Here is a 16948-nt window from a genome sequence, read left to right on the forward strand (position 1 = left end):
TTATGCGAGAAATGATAATATTTGCCGCATTTTTCTATGACAAAACCTCTCTTTTCAAAGAGCATACGAAAGCATATTCGTTTTCAGAAGGCCCATATTCGGAGGGAGATTTTGGATTTTAAAAAGCAGCAAGAGCTTATACAAGAACTCTATCAGAGATTTGTTAGGAAACCCGAGAAGAAGGAAGAAAAGGTAAAAGAAGAACCCGCCTCATCGGCGGGGGTGCAAAAGAGGCGCAAAAAAGAAGCAGAAGCTGTTGTAAAATGAAAATACAAGACATCTACAATAAAGCTATTCAAATGGGCATAGACGCTGACTTTCGCAGCAATGAGTACGTTGCTAAGCTTTTAGAAAGAAAAAAGCAGAAGTTTGAAAAGCTTTCTGACAAAGAAAAAGAAGAGTTTGACCGAGAGTCCTTAGCCAACCCCTATTCTGACACCAGAGTTTTACATATTGCAGACGATAAGGAGATAAAGAAAGTTCTTGTCGGCATTGATATTGATGTAGCTGAACTTCTTTTAGCAAAAAAGTTGGGAGATATTGACCTTGTTATTTCGCACCATCCAATGGGTAGGGCTCTATCTGATATGCATGAAGTAATGGAGCTTCAGGCAGATGTGTTTAACCAGTATGGAGTGCCTATTAATGTTGGTGAAGCTTTAACGCGAGAAAGGATTGGAGAAGTTGAAAGAGGATTTAATCCGAGGAATAATTGGCGCGTTATTGACGCAGCAAAACTTCTAGGAATTAACCTTATATGCCTCCATACTGTTGCAGATAATATTTCTGCAAAGGTTGTGAGAGACAAGCTAGCTAAAAGCAATCCAGAACGTATAGAGGACTTGATGGGGGCCCTTGGAGAAATTGGAGAATATAAAGAAGCAATATCGCGAGGAGTAGGTCCGAGGATTTTTGTCGGTAGCTCAGAAAACCGTTGTGGTAAGATTTTAGTTGAAATGACAGGTGGCACGGAACCTTCCCCAAAGGTGTTTGAAAAGATAGCGAGCGCTGGCATTGGCACCATTGTAGGCATGCATATCGCAGAAGAAGGGAAAAAAGAAGCTGAAGCAGTTTACCTCAATGTAGTTATTGCGGGGCACATGTCTTCTGATTCTATTGGAATGAATCTAATTTTAGATGAAATGCAAAAGCAGGGAGTTGAGATTGTGTCTTGCGGAGGACTTTTTAGTGTTTCTTGAGCGAAGTAAGCTCTCGTAGTTTAACGGATAGAACGCGGGCCTCCGGAGTTCGCGATACAGGTTCAATTCCTGTCGAGAGCACCATTGATGTTTCGTTTTTCCTTCTTTCCTGGTGTGGTATAATTGGAGTATATGAAAAAGAAAACAACAAGGGCAAAAAAGTCTACCAAAGTTGCCTCAACGGTGACCCGCCGAAGAGGCGGGAAGGTGGCGCCAAAGAAAAAGAAAAATCTAGGCCCGGGGCGCTCTTCGACCTCTCGCCGCGGAGGGCTCAAGGCACGCGCCCGCGAGAGACAAGCAGTTGTCTCTCGCCCCATCGGCAGGGTTTCTCATTATTTTGACAACATCAAGGTGGCAGCCATAAAACTCAAGGCCCCCCTAAAGAAAGGAGACACCATTCGTATTGAAGGGGGGACTACCCTGGTAAAAGTAAAGATTTCTTCAATGCAAAAGAACCACAAGCCCGTGGCCTCTGCCAAGGCCAGAGACGAGATTGGCATTAAGGTTTCAAAGAAAGTCCGTGAGGGGTACCGCGTCTTTAAGGTGTAACTAAATCTCATTTAGTTGTTAACAACTAAATGAGATTTAAGCAACGTGAATCATTCTTTTGTTCTGGCGCTCTCTGTCCTGATGGGCACGATTATTGGAGCTGGTATTTTTGCTATCCCTTTTGTGGTGGCAAAGAGCGGGTTTTTGCCCGCTATTTTTTATTTCCTTGTTTTGGGGGGAGCTGTTATGTTGTTGCACCTGTTCTTTGGGGAGGTTGTTTTAAGAACAGAGAAGAAAGCACGGCTTATTGGGTATTGCGCGACCTATCTTGGAAAACCAGGAAAGATTGCAGCTGTTTTTTCTACCCTTTTTGGCATTGTTGGAGCTTTGCTTGCTTATACCATTATAGGGGGAAGCTTTTTGCACATTTTGTTCGGTGAGTTTTCTGGCATTTCTACAACTTGGTTTTCTATTCTGCTTTGGGCATTCCTATCGTTGTTTATCCTGCGTGGCATTCAGCTCATTGCCCGGGCTGAATTTTTCATGAACATTGCATTGTTTGCTGCGGTCTTTCTCATCTTTTTCTTTGCTGCTCCTCATGTAAAGTTAGAGAACTTTTCTCTCATTAACACAAGCAACCTCTTTTTGCCCTACGGCGTCATTTTGTTTGCTTTGGCTGGATGGACTGCCATTCCTGAGATTGCAGATTTCTTCAAGAGCAGCCGCGACAAGAGAACCTTAGACAACCTCATTGTCTGGGCTGGCATTATTACCACCCTGCTCTTTCTTCTGTTTGCCTTCTTTGTGGTGGGAGTTTCAGGAGCGGCGACTTCTCCCGATGCCTTGCAAGGATTAATTCCTTTCTTGGGCAAGGGGGTGGTTGCCTTGGGAGCTGTGTTTGGGCTGGTTGCCATCGCAGCTTCCTTCTTGGTTTTGGGTAACTACCTAAAAAACTCTTTGCGATACGATTTTCGTCTTCCGTACCGTGTTGCAGCTGGCATTGCAATCTTTTTCCCCATAGTTTTGTTCTTGCTTGGGTTCCGAGAGTTCATTGTGGTGTTGGGTTTGGTGGGGATTGTCATTGGGATAATTGAAGGGACTCTTATTGTATTGGTATACCACAAGGCAAAGCGCATGGGAGACAGGGCTCCCGAGTATAGTTTGCGCCTTCCCCGAGTTCTTCCCTACCTTGTTTTGTTTATCATTGTAGGGGGAGCCATGGCCGAACTCTTTTTCTCCTATGTTAGATAACAAAAGAGTTCACCTCTTGATTTCAGGAAGGGTGCAGGGAGTATTATTTCGCCAGCATGCCAGAACAAAGGCGTTAGAGCTTGGTTTAGCGGGCTTTGCAAAGAATCTTATTGACGGCAAAGTGGAGATTATTGTTGAAGGCCCAAAAGGAAAAGTGGAGGAGTTTGTAGAGTGGGCAAAGAGCGGACCTTTACTCGCCAGGGTGGACAATGTGGAAATGGCAGAAGAGGAATATACCGGGGAGTTTGAGGATTTTGTTGTGCGTGAGTTTGGCTTTTAACCAGAGAAACGCAGTTCTCCTAAATGAAATTAAAGAATCCTTAATTTCATTTAGGAGGTATTGGCATAAAAAAAGAAGAGGGACGTGTTCTTATGGGAACATCCCTCTTTTCGTTGCGCCCTAAAGACTCGGCGACGCGATTCTAGAAGGAGCAAACTTTACTCCCCGTGCTATCTTTCGCGGAAGGGAGGGCCCTTCGTAGATCAGCCCTGTGTAGAGTTGCACGAGGTCAGCTCCCGCAACTTCTATCATGCGTCGGGCATCGTCAATAGTGAAGATGCCCCCAACGCCAATGATGAGAAGATTGGGAGCTTGTCTCCGTACATGGCGCACTACCGAGAGTGCCTTGTCTGTGAGAGGTCTCCCGCTCAAGCCACCAGAAACGTCGGTTGGAGAACTGAGCCCTTCCCTGCTCAGGGTGGTATTGGTTGCGATTATTCCTGGAACGCTCTCATCCGCACACACCTGGAGCACATCGTCTATGGCATCTGGCGTGAGGTCAGGGGCAATCTTGACGAGCAAGGGCTTTGGCTGTTGTCCTTGCGCCAAGGCAATCAACTTCGCTTGGAGGGCTTTAAGGAGTGTTGAGAGCTGTTCTTTGCCCTGGAGTCCTCTTAAGCCCGGGGTGTTCGGAGAGCTGACGTTTAAAGCGAAGTAATCCCCGAACTGGTGGAGCAGCAGAAGCGAGTAGAGGTGGTCTTCGATAACTGCCCCCAGGTCTTCTGGGTCCACCACCTTTGACTTGCCCAAGCTGATGCCTATGGGAATGAGTGGTTTTCCCGAGCGAGACAAGGTTTGCATCATCTTTGCTGCTCCATGGTTGTTGAATCCCATGGCATTGATGAGTGCCTCGTCTTTCGGGAATCTAAAGATGCGTGGCCTCGGGTTCCCCGCCTGCTCCTTTGCAGTTACGGTGCCAACTTCCAAAAACCCAAACCCAAGAGCTGAGAGCGCCCATATGGCACGGGCGTCTTTGTCAAGACCCGCTGCCAGGCCCACGCGGTTCGGGAAGCGAATCCCGAGCAGCTCAACAGGGTCATCTACCCTGAGGAAGTTTCCTACGGCCTGGGAGAGCACATGTGGCGTCCCAAGGTAGTGAAGCAGGGTGATGACCAGCTTGTGTGCCCTCTCTGCATCTCCTGTTGAGAGCGCAAATAGGAGCGGCCGGATCAGTAATTTGTACAGCATGACTCTCCTCTCTATAGTTTTCAGGGTGCTTACTCTGTGATGGAGTTCTAGCAGGCGGCAAGGTTGCTGTCAACTTGACTATCTGGTACAATAGGGGGTGCAGGAAACATGAGGAGGATTGTTGCGAAAATATCGCGAGGGCAGATTATGCAAACCGTTCCCAAGGCATCTTTGGGAGTTTTGCCCATGCTTATTTCCTTTGAGCTGGGGTTTGCGTTGTTTGCAGGATACTTTGCAGCGTACTTTTTTGCAGGGCAAAAGACCTCAGAGCAAGGACGCATTCCTTCACTGGTTTTTGACATGGGGGACTGGAGGGTGCACCTTCATCACTGGCTGGTGTTTTTAGGTATTTTTGTTGGAGCAGCCATAGCAAGCTTTTTCATTGTTTCTCCTTTTTTGTTCTACGGATTCTTGGGTGGAGTCATTGTGCAGGGGCTTTTGCACTACGATGACTGGCCTCGCATTGTGAGTAAGCAAGAAAAGACATAATCATGGCGGGGGACAAAGACCAGCTTCGCTCCGAAGAAAAGAAAAAGAAGCAGTACTTTAAGTTAGTAGAGAACAAACAGTACCAGGAAGCAGAGAAGGTATGGCACAGATTGCACCAGGGTACCTATATTGGTGATCTGGTGTTTGGGGCCAATGACGGCATCATTACCACCTTTGCTGTGGTTGCGGGAGCTGCGGGAGCCCTGCTTTCCCCGGGGATTATTATCATTCTTGGGTTGGCAAACCTCATTGCAGACGGGTTTTCCATGGGAGCTTCAAATTTTCTTTCCCTGCGTTCACAGCGGGATTTTGTGAAGCTCCAGCGCAAAAAGGAAGAGTGGGAAGTGAAGCATTTCCCTGAGATTGAGCGGGAAGAAATTAGGAGCATCCTGCTCCACTGGGGGATTCCGAGAGAGCATGTGGAACCTGCCACGAACGCCATCACAAGAGACGAGAAACGCTGGGTTGATTTAATGATGCGAGAAGAGCTGGACCTCAAAGAAGAAGAGCCCGGTTCTCCTGCACAGCATGGGTTTGCAACTTTTCTTGCCTTTATCATTGCAGGATTCTTTCCCCTAATCCCCTACCTTTTGCCGCAGGTTCCCAACCAGTTTTTGCTATCAAGTGTGGTAGCGGGAGTCGCCTTTTTTGGAGTGGGAGCTGCCAGGAGTTTGGTGACTGCAGCCCCACCCTTGAAAGCAGGATTGGAAATGCTTTTGATTGGAGGACTTGCCGCTGCCGTGGCATTCGGCATCGGGTTTGCGATAAAGACACTATTTGGCATTGTGGTATAACTATGGAAGCTGTACTGCTTGCAGGATTTGGCGGAGGAGTGATAAGAGGATTGGTGGGATTCTTAAAACACAAGTATTCCTACAAAGAGACTTCTTTCTCTTTGCCAAGCTTTCTTTCCACCGTGTTGATTGCAGGAGGTATTGGTGTGGTAACAGCTATTACGGTTAGAGAACTGGGATTAACCTTTCTTGGTTCTCCCCTGACTCCTGCCATGGCTCTTATCGTGGGCTATGCCGGAGGTGACTTTTTGCAAAACGTTTGGAAAATCATTACCAAAAACCCAGAACTCTATTCCTTTTCAAAGAAGCAATAAAATTTACTACATAAATTTTCAGTTTCCCCCGTGTAGGAAATTATTCAAAACCGAGGGGTCAGAGTGAACTACTTCACTCTGACGGGCGATTTCACGAGGCGTCCCTGCCGAGTGTTAAAAATCGCACCGGGTCTGGATAGTAAAGGGGGGTCGGGGGAAACTGTGTGACCATGACTCTTGATTATTTCAAGCACAAGTATGGATACGAGGTGGAGGGCGTATGGATGCCAAGGGTGACCGCCATTACCTCGCTTACGTCCAGGCCTTTTTTTGTTGGAAGTTATCGTTCAGCCGACTGGGGGAACATGGTGCACTCTGCCATTGAGAAAATCTTAAAAGGAGAACCTCATGATGGTGAAAAGAAGATTGGGCCTTCCCTTCACGCTTTTGAGAAGTGGAGAAGGGCACACGCAGTACATATTACAAACCCCGCAGCAGACATTGAATGCAGGGTATATGACTTTGAGAACGGGTATGCAGGAACCATAGACATGATAGCTGAGGTTAAGGGGAAAAGAGGTATTGTAGATTTGAAAACGGGAAATGGCATAAGAGACGAGTATTCTTTGCAGACCGCGGCTTATCTTAACGCGTATAACAAAGGGGCCTTAAAAAAGCTGCAGGCTACTACAAGATGGATTCTCAGAATTGATCAGTACGAAGAATGCAAAGGATGTTTTGCAAAAAAGAAAGAAAAGGATGGGAAAGAGCGAATTTCCGGAGGAAATGAATGGTGTAATCATCAATGGTCTCTTCCAACCGGAGAAGCCGAGTTTCTGGAACTGGAGGGGCAGGAAGAAGACCTTAAAGCATTTCTGGCAGCAAAGGAGGTATGGGAATGGTACCACCGCTCCTTCTTGAGAAAAGTTGCAAACTATCCAAAAAACAGCGTGCAAAAGGTACTAATATGATAACGCAACGGATTCTTGGTTTTTTACTCCTTGCAGCAGGCCTTGCTATTATCTTTGGCACCCTCTTTTTGTCCTACCAGATTTTCACGGGAGTGAGCCCCGCGCCAGAACTCTTTTCTCCTACTCAGACAGAACGCGAGGGTTCTTTGCCCCTTTTGCCCGGATCTCTTCAAGATTTGCAAAGACAACTGCCAGATCTTTTGGGAGAACAGTTGCAGGGGTTGCTGCCAGCTGACGTCATTCCACAAATGCTCAACTTCGCTATCTGGTCTATGCTAGCAGGCCTCTTTTTGTTCGGCGGTTCTTTGGTTGCCGGCATTGGAGTAAGGTTGTTGAAGGGATGAGATTAAGAAACAATCCAATAGTTCTTAAATGAAATTAAGGAATCCTTAATTTCATTTAGGAGATATGTTGTAGTATGCGAATTGTTGCTGATTTCCACATTCACTCTCGTTTTGCGAGAGCCACCTCAAAGAGCATAAACCTGGAGAATCTTGACCTGTGGGCTAAAAAGAAGGGCATTTTAGTCATGGGGACTGGGGACTTTACCCACCCCATGTGGATTAAAGAGTTAAAGGCAGAGCTGGAGCCAGCAGAGCAGGGTCTGCAGAAAAGAAAAGGAGGAGGAGAAACAAGGTTTGTCTTTTCTGCTGAAATCAGCTGCATCTACTCAAAGGGAGGACAGGTAAGAAAGATTCATCTTCTTTTGCTTGTTCCCTCGCTTTCTGCGGTAGAGAAAATCAACACGCAGCTTTCATGGATAGGGAATCTAAGGAGTGACGGCAGACCCATCTTGGGCATTGATGCAAAGGAAGTGGTAAAGATTGTCTTGGATGCTGACCCCTCTTCTTTGGTAGTTCCGGCTCACGCTTGGACCCCCTGGTTTTCGATATTTGGGTCAAAATCGGGATTTAACTCGCTTAGAGAATGTTTTGATGAATATACCAAGTATATCTATGCCATTGAGACCGGGCTTTCCTCAGATCCCGCAATGAATTGGAGGTTGTCTGCGTTGGATACTATCACCCTGCTTAGCAATTCAGATTCACATTCCTTAGAAAAGATTGGAAGGGAGGTGAATGTTTTTGATACCGAACTAAGCTATCCTGCAATAAGGGAAGCTATTGTAAAGAAAGACCCAAAGAAATTTTTGTTTACTGTTGAGTTTTTTCCCGAGGAAGGAAAATACCATTATGACGGACACCGTCTATGCAATGTTTCCCTGAGTCCAGAAGAGTCAAAAAAACAAGGAAACCAATGCCATGTATGCAAGAGGCCTTTAACCATTGGGGTATTGAACCGAGTGGCGGAGCTTGCTGATAGGCCCGCCTTCAATAAATCTTCGGCGGATAAACCAGAAGGTGCAATACCGTACAAATCCCTCATTCCTCTACAAGAAATTATTGCAGATGCACTGCACCAAGGGGTTGGCACCAAGCAAGGAAAGACAGAGTATGAAAAGCTTATCTTGAGATTTCAAACCGAGTTTGCAGTGCTTTTAGATGCAAAGGCAGGGGAATTAAAAGAAGCAACGCTTCCTGAAATTGCAGAGGGCATTGTATGGGCGAGGGAAGGAAAGGTGCAAATTGAACCTGGGTATGACGGGGAGTTTGGCAAGATTAAGATTTTTAAAGATGACGAGCAAAAGGACAGTGCCATCCAAAAAAGTTTGTTTTGAGATTCTGTTGACAACGTTTTGCTTGCATAATATGATAAATGCGCCTTTTTAGTTTAAAAAAATAAACTCATTATGATAACGGTAGCGGATTTAAAGGGTAAAACAGTAGCAGCTGCGGTCTCCGGAGGGCTAGACTCCTGTACTTTAACCCGTTGGCTGACAGATAACAGTGTTACGGTTATCTGTTTTGTAGTTGATCTCGCGCAACCAGATGAGGTGAACTTTGATAACGCGAAAAAGAGACTGTTAATAGCGGGTGCCAAAGAAGTTGTAGTTGTAGATGGGAAAAATGATTTAGCGCACATTGGGATTTTGGGAGTACAAATGCAAGCAAAATATGAGGGGGGGTATTGGAATACCACAGGTTTAGCTCGCTATGTAATCACAGAACTGGTACTTCGGGAAATGAAAAAAAGAAGAATAACTATTCTTACCCATGGTGCAACTGGAAGAGGAAATGATCAAGTGAGATTTCAACTTATCGCCAATATGCTTGACCCGAACATCGATGTTTATGCGCCCTGGAGAGACGATGCTTTTCTCGATGCCTTTGGGGGAAGAAAAGAAATGATTGCCTTTTGTAAAAAGCGAAATATCCCAATTACAGCAACCATACACAAGTCCTATAGTACAGACGCCAATATGCTTGGCCTGACTCATGAGGCAGGAAAGTTAGAATCACTAGCTACCCCCGCTGACTTTGTTGTTCCCGAAATGGGAGTTCTTCCCCAAAATGCTCCAGACAGAGAGGAGAAGTTTTACGTGACATTTAAGAAAGGATTTCCGGTCAAAGTGAATGGCAAAAAAACAACGCTCCTTGAAGCATTTCTCCTGGCGAATAAAGTTGGGGGAAGAAATGGAGTAGGTATAGGAATTCATGTTGTAGAAAATAGGTTTGTGGGTATAAAATCGCGAGGGGTTTATGAAATGCCAGGCATGGAGCTCTTGGGGAATTGTTATGAATTTCTTCTGCAGCTTGTTTTAGAACGCCGTTCTCGAAAACTCTTTCAATCTCTTTCGGGATTCCTTTCTGAACAAATTTACCAAGGTTACTTTTACGACCCCGCATCTCAAGCTGCAATGTCTGCGGTCAAGTACATTTCCTCTCTTATCAGCGGCACTGTATACGTAAAGCTTTATAAGGGGAATGTTTTCTACCAAAAAATCGAAGATGCAAGGCACTCTCTTTACTCAGAAGAAACAGCCTCTATGGAAAAGATTGGGACCTTTAACCATGCTGATTCTGAAGGACTTTTGAATATACTCGGTATTACTGCAAAGGCTCAGAGCGTGGCAAAACAGATTAATCTTACGCCCACAAAGGCAAAGCCCGGAGCTTAGATTAGATTTGGTTTAGATAGTTAGTAACTACTTGTTCGTCACTCCATTTAAATTGTTTATCTCTAATCTCAAGAAACTTTTCGTCACCCTTTCCCGTAATAACCACAAAATCTCCTTCTCTCGCATACTCTAAACCCTTTTGTATTGCTTTTTTTCTATCAATTTCTACCATGAAATTGTTCTTTTTTATTCCCCTCACTATCTCTTGAACGATCCTTCTTGGATTTTCATTGCGGGGATCTTCAGATGTAATGATTGAAAAATCTGCTAATCTGGTAGCGACCCCTCCCATCTCTGCTCTTTTTTTAGGATCTCTATCGCCGGCACAACCAAAAATTACTATCAAGCGCTTGGGAGAGTTCTTTTTCAGTGTTTTGAGACAAACCTCAAGGGATTCGGGCGTGTGGGCATAGTCTATTAGTACTCTGAACCCCCTATTATTTTTGACTTCTTGTGCCCTACCTGGTACCCCAGAAAATCTCGCCAAGGAATTCTTGATTTTTTTGTAGGAGATTCCAAAATGAGAAGCAACGGCGATAGCAGCACATACGTTATAAACGTTATGCAGCCCAATCAAAGACGATTCGAATGTTTGGTTGCCTACTTTGAACACTGTTCTGTTGTTTTCTATCTTAATCGATCTGGCGTTAATATCTGCGTGATTACGAACTCCGTAAGTTATTATTTTTGAGGTCACTCTCTTTTTTAGAAACTGGCAACTTTGCATGTCATTATTTATCACGGCACACTTTTCAAGGTTTTTGTTTTGGGACGTAGATAACAAATCAAAAAGTTTTGCCTTCGCGAGATAATAGTCCCTTTTGCTTTTATGGAAGTCAAGATGTTCGCTTTGCAAGTTGGTTATGACGGCAACGTCATACTGGCACTCTTCAGCTGCTCTGCATAGTTTTAAGGCGTGCGAAGTAGCCTCGATTATGGCAACCTTTGTACCCAGCTCCACCATTCGTTTGAGGCTTTTTTGGAGCTCTGGTGCTTCGGGGCAGGTTAGGTGCGTTTCATTGACTTTGTCTGTGTAGTTTGAGATTGAATGTGCCCCTATTTTAAAATCAGCAGTTGAAAAAAACCCTGTCTTTATTCCTGCGTCTTCTAGCAGGTGACTTATTAAATACACTGTTGTAGTTTTGCCTTTTGTTCCGGTTACACCTATCGTAAAGAGCTTTTTTGCTGGGTAAGAATAAAAGAAAGCAGAGAGTCTTTCTAAAACTTTTCTAGGGTTTGAGTTAATAATCTGACAAACATCTTCATTGATGTTCTGTCTCTTTTTGAGAATTAAAGCTTTTGCCCCATTTCTTATAGCTTTCCTAATGAATACATGACCATCTCTTTCTTTCCCCTGATGGTTAAAAACGTCGATTGCGGCGTAAATATTATTGGGTCTTACTTTACGGTAATCATAACTCACCCCACTAACCCTGAAGTCTTTGTAGTTTAAAATTAAAGAGTCTTCTCTTAGAACAGATGACATGACGCTAAATCTCATTCTAGAACGCAGGAATAAAAGCTCTTTTAAGGGACGATGACCTCCGAATTGCTTTTGAGAGCCCGAGATTAGCTATAAGACGCACAAAGGGAAGGACTTGTTTGCTATACCTTTTTGAGCATTTTAATGGCGCAAGTCCTGGAAGGCTATATATGCACATGTGGTAAATTTCTCTTCCGTTAATACCCACAGAGTAATAAGGCTTATCGAGGGTGGTTGGCCTGCAGGTTTCAATACAGCTTATAGGGTCCGCAGAGAGGTCTAAGACCAAAGATTCTTTGTTTAAAAGCACGAGTTGCTCTTTTGTTATCAAGTATTTCCCAACTTCCTCTGCTTTTCTAAGAGTAGCGTTGACGACCACCTCTGCGTTTTTTAGGTGCTTGCCCATATTTTTCTTAGACGTTTGTTTTTCTCCAAGAACCGTTACTGAGGCCCCAAACTTACAAGCCGTTTGTATCGCTGGAATTGCCAAGTTGCCATACCCCATGATTACAATATTTTCAGGAGTTTTTTTATAGATTTTTTCAAAGAGTTTAAAGCCTGTTTTTATGCCTTCTGAACCAGAAATTTCAAAGGCTTCTACGAGCCTTTTCCCATCACTATTCTTAATCTCGTTTAATTCAATGACGTTTATCCTTCTTTTTTTGAATTCTGCAACCATTTCTGGATGAGTGTCTCTATGAACCATGCAGATAAGGACACTATTTTTTTTCATGAGGTCTAATTCATCAAGGGTAGGGATTCTTATTCTTAAAACAATATCTGAGGAATACACCTCTTTTTTTGAAGATATTATGGCCCCGGCCCTTTTATATTCTTCGTTTGTAAACTTAAGTTTCCTGCCAGCATCTTTCTCTACTCTCACGGTATGGCCGTCTTTTACAAGACGTTGAACAAATTGGGGGAGTAAGAGTACTCTTTTTTCTGTTTTTTCTCTATTTTCTTTTGAAACACCAATAAGCATATTAGTAACTCTAGTAAGGCCCCTATATCTCGTACTGTAAAGGCATGAATACTTTTGTCAATGCTGTACTTTAAGGCAAATTGACATTGCCCCCCTTTGCACATTAGAATGAAACGGTAGGAAGAATCATGGCAAAGAAAAACAAGCTAAACTTTGGCTTTCCATTTGGTGCGCTCCAAGATGAGATAATAGAGCTTTTTGAGGCCGCAGGGTACAAGGTAAAAGTTGATCAGACGCTCCAGAAGATTGAAATCAGCGACCCCGACATCACATGCCTTTCTGCCCGTCCCATTGCCATATCCTCCATGGTTGAGAGGGGAATTTTGGATGTGGGCATTTCTACGGAAGCATCGGTCATAGAGGCAAAGACAAAAAGGGTGAAAGAAGTATGTGATCTTGAGTATGAAAAATCCCTTTGGGGAAAGACCAATGTGGTGTTGGCGGTCCCCAAGGATTCCAAGATTGCAAGCGTGAAAGGCCTTCGGGGCAAGAAAATCATCACCAGGATTCCCGAAATCACCAAAGAGTTTTTGCGAAAAAACAAGATTCAGGCTGAAATTCTGTATTCTGACTCCCTGGTGAACGAATCTAAGGTTGGGGTGACTGCAGATGCCATTGTGGAGTTTTCCAGAAGGGGGGATGTGCTGGCAGCCTACAGCTTAAAAGTCCTCAAAACCCTGTTTGAGAGCTCGGTGATTTTGATTGCAAACCCAAAGGCGCTGCAGGATGCCACAAAGAAAAAGAAGATTCAAGAACTCGCAACCCGTCTCAGGAGAGCCCGTTCTCAGCAGGAGCAGATGGTGAGTCCCTACACTCCATCTGGGAGTACAACTCATCTTGATGATATTGACCTCAAGATTCTCCAGGAGCTTTTTGAAGATGGGAGAAAGTCCTTTGTGGAAATCGCCAAAGATACAAAACTGAGTTCGGTTGGTGTTAAAAAAAGAATAGAGAAACTGCTGCGAGAAGATATTGTACAGGTTCGGGGGTTCATGAACATTGAGAAGATGTATGCCATGAGTGCTGTAATCGGGGTGGAGGCAGACAGCAAGACTTTAGCAGAGCTTGTAGAGCGGTTCCAACGCTCTCACTTTGTATATATGCTTGTGAAAACTTCGGGGAGATACAACCTTGCTGTGGGAGTGCTTGCCTCAGACCTCGGGAGTCTTGAGAGTTTCATCACGAAAGAGATCCGGGAGAAGAAAGGAGTAAAACAAGTAGAGGTGAGTGTTGGAGAACTGCCCCTTATCCCCAAGTGGGTTTCCCCACCTTTTTATAAATAGTAAGGCAGGGCTTGACAAGGATCCTTGCCACGAATATAATATACTCTGGTAGCAAAGTCAGATATTGAACAGTATTTACAGGATTGGTTAATATTTTAAACTCTTTTAGAAGATTTGGTTCAGAAAGTAAACCGCTAGCCATTGACAAGGTTGTTTGATAAACATACAATAAACTCCCCAGGACTGGGAGAACTATAGAGAAAAAATATGAAATTTAAATATCAATTATTCGGAACCTTTGTAGGATTGATTTACGCCAAGAAGATTATTGGCCGGATTTATTGACCCATTCAGCAGTTCAGTGGAGGAATGTCAATAAATCTGGTCCCCGCAAAGGACTAGTTTTCATCACAACAACATTACCATGACAGAAACCAAATACTACGTTACAAAGCAAGGGCTCCAGAAGATTGAGAAGGACTATCAGAATCTTTTGGAATTCAAGAAGAAAAAGACCACGGGAGAGGGGGTGCCGAGCATTTGGCATTCAGAGGAAGTAAATCCAGATTATCTTGCCTTCCAAGAAGACATGAGTCTTTTGGAGACAAAGCTGACAGAGCTTGAGGTTATCTTAAAGAATATTGAAATCATTACAGTCCCCAAAGGGGAAGAACGTAACCTTGTTGGCCTGGGAGCTACCATTACCGTTGACCTAGGAGGAGAAATTGATGAGTTCACCATTGTGGGGACTCTTGAAGCTGACCCTCTGCAAAAGAAAATCTCCAACGAGTCTCCTCTTGGAGGTGGGTTATTGGGAGCAGAAGTAGGAGACGTAGTGAAGGTGAAAACTACTCTGGTAAACCACGACTGCAAGATACTGAAGATTGTCTACCGTTGATAGATAGAATGAAGGCGTTTTTGCGGTTTTCAAAGGGGCACCCGAAACTCTCCCCGCAGGAGAGGAAAGTTGTTCAAAAACTTACCGAAGCGGCAAAGATCATATCTTCTCTCTATCTTATGCAAAAGAACCCCAGATACCTGGGGGCGAATTTTTATCCGCATGATGCAACAAAAAAGGAAATTCAAGAGGCAGCAAAGAACAATCCTGATATCCTCAGCCCCTACACCTTTGTGGAGCGGAAGAAAGGAAAACTTATTGCTGTTTTCTATCACGTAAAGTTCAAAAAGGAGGTTGGGCAGATTGCAAAGCTGCTTCGTGAAGCGGCCGCCTTGAGTTCTGACAAAAAGCTTAAGGCGTACCTGAAAGCAAGAGCAGAGGATTTTCTGAAGGATAACTATGACAAGAGCAACATTTTGTGGTTGCAGACCGAGTACTCAAAAATTGGTGTGGTGATTGGCCCTTTTGACCGATACCTTGACCAGCTCTTTTTTAAGAAGCGAGCCTATATGGCATGGGTTGGAGTGTTAGATGAGAAAACGACCAATGATATGACAGCGTTCAAAGAACTCATTCTCACGAGTGAACGTATCTATCTCCCAGGTTCCAAACGTGTGAAGATTTCTCAGGTGAAGGTCCGAATTGAGGATACTCTGCTGTTTTCCGGGCTTGTAGCAGACTTTGTTTTTGTTGGAAACAACCTCCCCTCTTCTGCCGACACCTCTCTTATTAAGAAATACGGCACTATCTTTACAGTCTTTGAGCCGACGCTTGCGTGGCGTTTTGAGCAGTCGGTTCTCCCTATTTTTCGGCGGGTATTCGCTCCTGCAGTCCAGCAAAAATACTCGTCTGAAGAGATAAAGAAAGCATTCCTTCAGATTTCCGTGCTCCACGAGGCCTGCCATTCTTTGATGAGATACGAGGATGCCCCAGCGAGGCTCGAGGAACTCTTCCCGTACTTTGACGAGCTTTTTACGAATCTCCTGGGAATTAAGGGATGCGGTGCTCTTATTTTAAAAAATGCGCTCACCGAACGAGAGCTGGAACTCATTACGCTTGTTGCCATCTGTCAGAGTCTGTATTTTTATGCCTCTCTTCAAGAGCGACCCCATATTAAGGCTTATGCAACGGGTGGAGCCCTCATGTTGGAATTTTTGCAAAAAGGGAAAGCGCTTTCGAAACGCCCCGACGGTTTTCACTTTGATCCCTACCGTGCCCTCATTGCGCTCAATCAGCTCACCTCAATCATTGAGTACTACATTGCCCTTGGGAATCACAACGAGGCGGAAGAATTCTTAAAGAAATTTCCTCTTGGCAGAATCTTTTCTCCCTTTAAACCATACTTGAAAGGCATTCCAAGAAAGAAGATACTCTTGTTGACAAAAAAGAAAAGTGATATAAAGTAGCAACACCTTCAAGAAGAGAAGGAAACTAGCTCTTACAAAAGAGCAACAATAGAGGGGAGGGGAACTATGAGATACGGCATCGTCGTTCATGGCGGTGCTGGCGGCATCTCTCCTCCAACAAGGAAGGGATGTCGTCAGGCTGCCGAGGTTGGTATGGAGACTCTCCGGCAAGGAGGTTCTTCCCTGGATGTTGCGGTGGCAGCGGTACGCTGGATGGAAGACAGCGGTCGTTTCAATGCAGGCACGGGTTCTGTTCTCCGGATTGATGGAACCATTGAGATGGATGCAGTGGTCGCAACCTCCCAAGGACTTCAGGGAACGGTGAGCGCTGTGCCCGAAGTCAAGAACCCAGTACTGCTTGCCCTTGAGGTGGCTCGCAGCAACATGCGGCACATCAGTGGACCCGGAGGCAGTCGCTTCGCACAGGAACAGGGCTTGGAATCTCATCCAGGAGCAACCCGTAGGGCGCGACAGCGCTTGGGGGTGCTCAAGGCAGAAATCAGACAGGCCTTGGCCAAGGGCGAGGTTCCTCAGGGGTGGACAGAAGAGGAACTCCGAAGATTCGTTGGATCCGATGGGGCACATCCTTCCCGCTGTCTCCAGGCTGTAGAGATGCAGCACGATACCGTAGGCGCAATTGCGCTTGACAGGAATGGTGTAGTTGCACTGGCAGCATCCACCGGCGGAAACGGTCTCATGCGGAGCGGAAGAACAGGAGACGTATCGCACCGAGGCGATGGATGGGACATTAAACCAGAAGAAGGTGTCCTTGCCACCGGTGTTGGGGAGGCGATCATTGACGAAAGAGGTGCCGACGTCGTGCTAGGGCTCTTGGGTCTTGGCTTTACGCCACAGCAGGCGTGTGAACAGGCACTGGAGCGCTTTTCGCCCCAAACCAACGTTGGGTTCATCGCCCTCGCAAGGGATGCCATTGGGATAGCAGCAAACTGCCCCATGGCGTCTCACAGCATAACAGAGGGATAACAACTCTGTGTGCTTAGGTCCTTACCTGCCAGGTAAGG

The 16948-nt window shown here is 45.1% G+C and carries 19 protein-coding genes and 1 tRNA gene; 17 read left to right on the plus strand and 3 right to left on the minus strand.

Annotation, left to right across the window (positions count from 1 at the left end; genetic code table 11):
* The first annotated feature begins 36 nt into the window (after positions 1-36).
* From IH982_02995 to IH982_03020, 6 genes are all read left to right on the plus strand, one after another.
* Entirely contained in the window at positions 37-267 is a 231-nt protein-coding gene (locus IH982_02995) for a hypothetical protein (GenBank protein ID MCH7828797.1), read from the plus strand.
* Complete coding sequence (locus IH982_03000) at positions 264-1199, plus strand: NGG1p interacting factor NIF3 (protein MCH7828798.1); 936 nt, start codon at positions 264-266, stop codon at positions 1197-1199. Before IH982_02995 ends, IH982_03000 begins: the two co-directional genes overlap by 4 nt.
* Before the next feature lie 9 nt (positions 1200-1208).
* Positions 1209-1283, plus strand: a tRNA-Arg gene (locus tag IH982_03005).
* 231 nt (positions 1284-1514) lie between these two features.
* Positions 1515-1748, plus strand: a complete 234-nt coding sequence (locus IH982_03010; protein MCH7828799.1) for a hypothetical protein — start codon at positions 1515-1517, stop codon at positions 1746-1748.
* A 45-nt stretch (positions 1749-1793) separates the two neighbouring features.
* On the plus strand, positions 1794-2939 hold the full coding sequence (locus IH982_03015) for an amino acid permease (GenBank protein ID MCH7828800.1): 1146 nt from the start codon (positions 1794-1796) through the stop codon (positions 2937-2939).
* Complete coding sequence (locus tag IH982_03020; protein ID MCH7828801.1) at positions 2929-3219, plus strand: acylphosphatase; 291 nt, start codon at positions 2929-2931, stop codon at positions 3217-3219. The genes IH982_03015 and IH982_03020 overlap by 11 nt, the downstream gene beginning before the upstream one ends.
* A gap of 120 nt (positions 3220-3339) precedes the next feature.
* Here the strand turns inward: IH982_03020 and IH982_03025 are convergent, their stop codons facing one another.
* Positions 3340-4407, minus strand: a complete 1068-nt coding sequence (locus IH982_03025) for a quinone-dependent dihydroorotate dehydrogenase (GenBank protein MCH7828802.1) — start codon at positions 4405-4407, stop codon at positions 3340-3342.
* A 108-nt stretch (positions 4408-4515) separates the two neighbouring features.
* Here IH982_03025 and IH982_03030 point away from each other — a divergent pair, with 108 nt between their 5' ends.
* The 7 genes from IH982_03030 to argG all read left to right on the plus strand — a co-directional run bounded on the left by IH982_03030 (position 4516) and on the right by argG (position 9934).
* Positions 4516-4896, plus strand: a complete 381-nt coding sequence (locus IH982_03030) for a hypothetical protein (protein MCH7828803.1) — start codon at positions 4516-4518, stop codon at positions 4894-4896.
* Positions 4897-4898: 2 nt separating this feature from the next.
* Positions 4899-5690 (plus strand): VIT1/CCC1 transporter family protein, encoded by a 792-nt coding sequence (locus IH982_03035; GenBank protein MCH7828804.1) that lies wholly within the window; start codon positions 4899-4901, stop codon positions 5688-5690.
* Positions 5691-5692: 2 nt separating this feature from the next.
* Entirely contained in the window at positions 5693-6004 is a 312-nt protein-coding gene (locus IH982_03040; GenBank protein MCH7828805.1) for a hypothetical protein, read from the plus strand.
* Between the two features lie 170 nt (positions 6005-6174).
* Positions 6175-6915, plus strand: coding sequence for a PD-(D/E)XK nuclease family protein (locus IH982_03045; protein MCH7828806.1), 741 nt, complete (start codon positions 6175-6177; stop codon positions 6913-6915).
* Positions 6912-7259, plus strand: coding sequence for a hypothetical protein (locus tag IH982_03050; GenBank protein ID MCH7828807.1), 348 nt, complete (start codon positions 6912-6914; stop codon positions 7257-7259). The genes IH982_03045 and IH982_03050 overlap by 4 nt, the downstream gene beginning before the upstream one ends.
* Before the next feature lie 74 nt (positions 7260-7333).
* Positions 7334-8593, plus strand: coding sequence for a DNA helicase UvrD (locus tag IH982_03055; protein MCH7828808.1), 1260 nt, complete (start codon positions 7334-7336; stop codon positions 8591-8593).
* 75 nt (positions 8594-8668) lie between these two features.
* A complete protein-coding gene (gene argG, locus IH982_03060) occupies positions 8669-9934 on the plus strand; it encodes an argininosuccinate synthase (protein ID MCH7828809.1) in 1266 nt (421 codons plus the stop codon).
* Position 9935: 1 nt separating this feature from the next.
* Here the strand turns inward: argG and IH982_03065 are convergent, their stop codons facing one another.
* Together IH982_03065 and IH982_03070 are read right to left on the minus strand one after the other, a co-directional pair.
* Complete coding sequence (locus IH982_03065; GenBank protein ID MCH7828810.1) at positions 9936-11420, minus strand: UDP-N-acetylmuramoyl-L-alanyl-D-glutamate--2,6-diaminopimelate ligase; 1485 nt, start codon at positions 11418-11420, stop codon at positions 9936-9938.
* 16 nt (positions 11421-11436) lie between these two features.
* Positions 11437-12399: a hypothetical protein gene (locus tag IH982_03070; GenBank protein ID MCH7828811.1), complete on the minus strand. Its 963-nt coding sequence runs from the start codon at positions 12397-12399 to the stop codon at positions 11437-11439.
* A gap of 128 nt (positions 12400-12527) precedes the next feature.
* Here IH982_03070 and hisG point away from each other — a divergent pair, with 128 nt between their 5' ends.
* The 4 genes from hisG to IH982_03090 all read left to right on the plus strand — a co-directional run bounded on the left by hisG (position 12528) and on the right by IH982_03090 (position 16910).
* Positions 12528-13682, plus strand: a complete 1155-nt coding sequence (gene hisG / locus IH982_03075) for an ATP phosphoribosyltransferase (GenBank protein ID MCH7828812.1) — start codon at positions 12528-12530, stop codon at positions 13680-13682.
* Between the two features lie 364 nt (positions 13683-14046).
* Entirely contained in the window at positions 14047-14520 is a 474-nt protein-coding gene (locus tag IH982_03080) for a GreA/GreB family elongation factor (protein ID MCH7828813.1), read from the plus strand.
* A gap of 8 nt (positions 14521-14528) precedes the next feature.
* The gene (locus IH982_03085) at positions 14529-15926 is read left to right on the plus strand and encodes a hypothetical protein (protein ID MCH7828814.1); all 1398 of its coding nucleotides are present in this window, start codon (positions 14529-14531) and stop codon (positions 15924-15926) included.
* 66 nt (positions 15927-15992) lie between these two features.
* Complete coding sequence (locus IH982_03090) at positions 15993-16910, plus strand: isoaspartyl peptidase/L-asparaginase (protein ID MCH7828815.1); 918 nt, start codon at positions 15993-15995, stop codon at positions 16908-16910.
* Positions 16911-16948 lie beyond the last annotated feature (38 nt).

This window comes from Patescibacteria group bacterium (assembly GCA_022563395.1).
Classification (GTDB): domain Bacteria; phylum Patescibacteriota; class Minisyncoccia; order Minisyncoccales; family UBA10102; genus 01-FULL-49-22b.

Coding starts and splice junctions, on each gene's coding strand:
- IH982_03055 (MCH7828808.1), top strand. CDS start 7,334: ATGCGAATTGTTGCTGATTTCCACATTCACTCTCGTTTTGCGAGAGCC.
- IH982_03050 (MCH7828807.1), top strand. CDS start 6,912: ATGATAACGCAACGGATTCTTGGTTTTTTACTCCTTGCAGCAGGCCTT.
- IH982_03070 (MCH7828811.1), bottom strand. CDS start 12,399: ATGCTTATTGGTGTTTCAAAAGAAAATAGAGAAAAAACAGAAAAAAGA.
- IH982_03020 (MCH7828801.1), top strand. CDS start 2,929: ATGTTAGATAACAAAAGAGTTCACCTCTTGATTTCAGGAAGGGTGCAG.
- IH982_03030 (MCH7828803.1), top strand. CDS start 4,516: ATGAGGAGGATTGTTGCGAAAATATCGCGAGGGCAGATTATGCAAACC.
- IH982_03080 (MCH7828813.1), top strand. CDS start 14,047: ATGACAGAAACCAAATACTACGTTACAAAGCAAGGGCTCCAGAAGATT.
- IH982_03040 (MCH7828805.1), top strand. CDS start 5,693: ATGGAAGCTGTACTGCTTGCAGGATTTGGCGGAGGAGTGATAAGAGGA.
- IH982_02995 (MCH7828797.1), top strand. CDS start 37: ATGACAAAACCTCTCTTTTCAAAGAGCATACGAAAGCATATTCGTTTT.
- IH982_03000 (MCH7828798.1), top strand. CDS start 264: ATGAAAATACAAGACATCTACAATAAAGCTATTCAAATGGGCATAGAC.
- IH982_03090 (MCH7828815.1), top strand. CDS start 15,993: ATGAGATACGGCATCGTCGTTCATGGCGGTGCTGGCGGCATCTCTCCT.
- IH982_03035 (MCH7828804.1), top strand. CDS start 4,899: ATGGCGGGGGACAAAGACCAGCTTCGCTCCGAAGAAAAGAAAAAGAAG.
- hisG (MCH7828812.1), top strand. CDS start 12,528: ATGGCAAAGAAAAACAAGCTAAACTTTGGCTTTCCATTTGGTGCGCTC.
- IH982_03045 (MCH7828806.1), top strand. CDS start 6,175: ATGACTCTTGATTATTTCAAGCACAAGTATGGATACGAGGTGGAGGGC.
- IH982_03025 (MCH7828802.1), bottom strand. CDS start 4,407: ATGCTGTACAAATTACTGATCCGGCCGCTCCTATTTGCGCTCTCAACA.
- IH982_03085 (MCH7828814.1), top strand. CDS start 14,529: ATGAAGGCGTTTTTGCGGTTTTCAAAGGGGCACCCGAAACTCTCCCCG.
- IH982_03065 (MCH7828810.1), bottom strand. CDS start 11,420: ATGTCATCTGTTCTAAGAGAAGACTCTTTAATTTTAAACTACAAAGAC.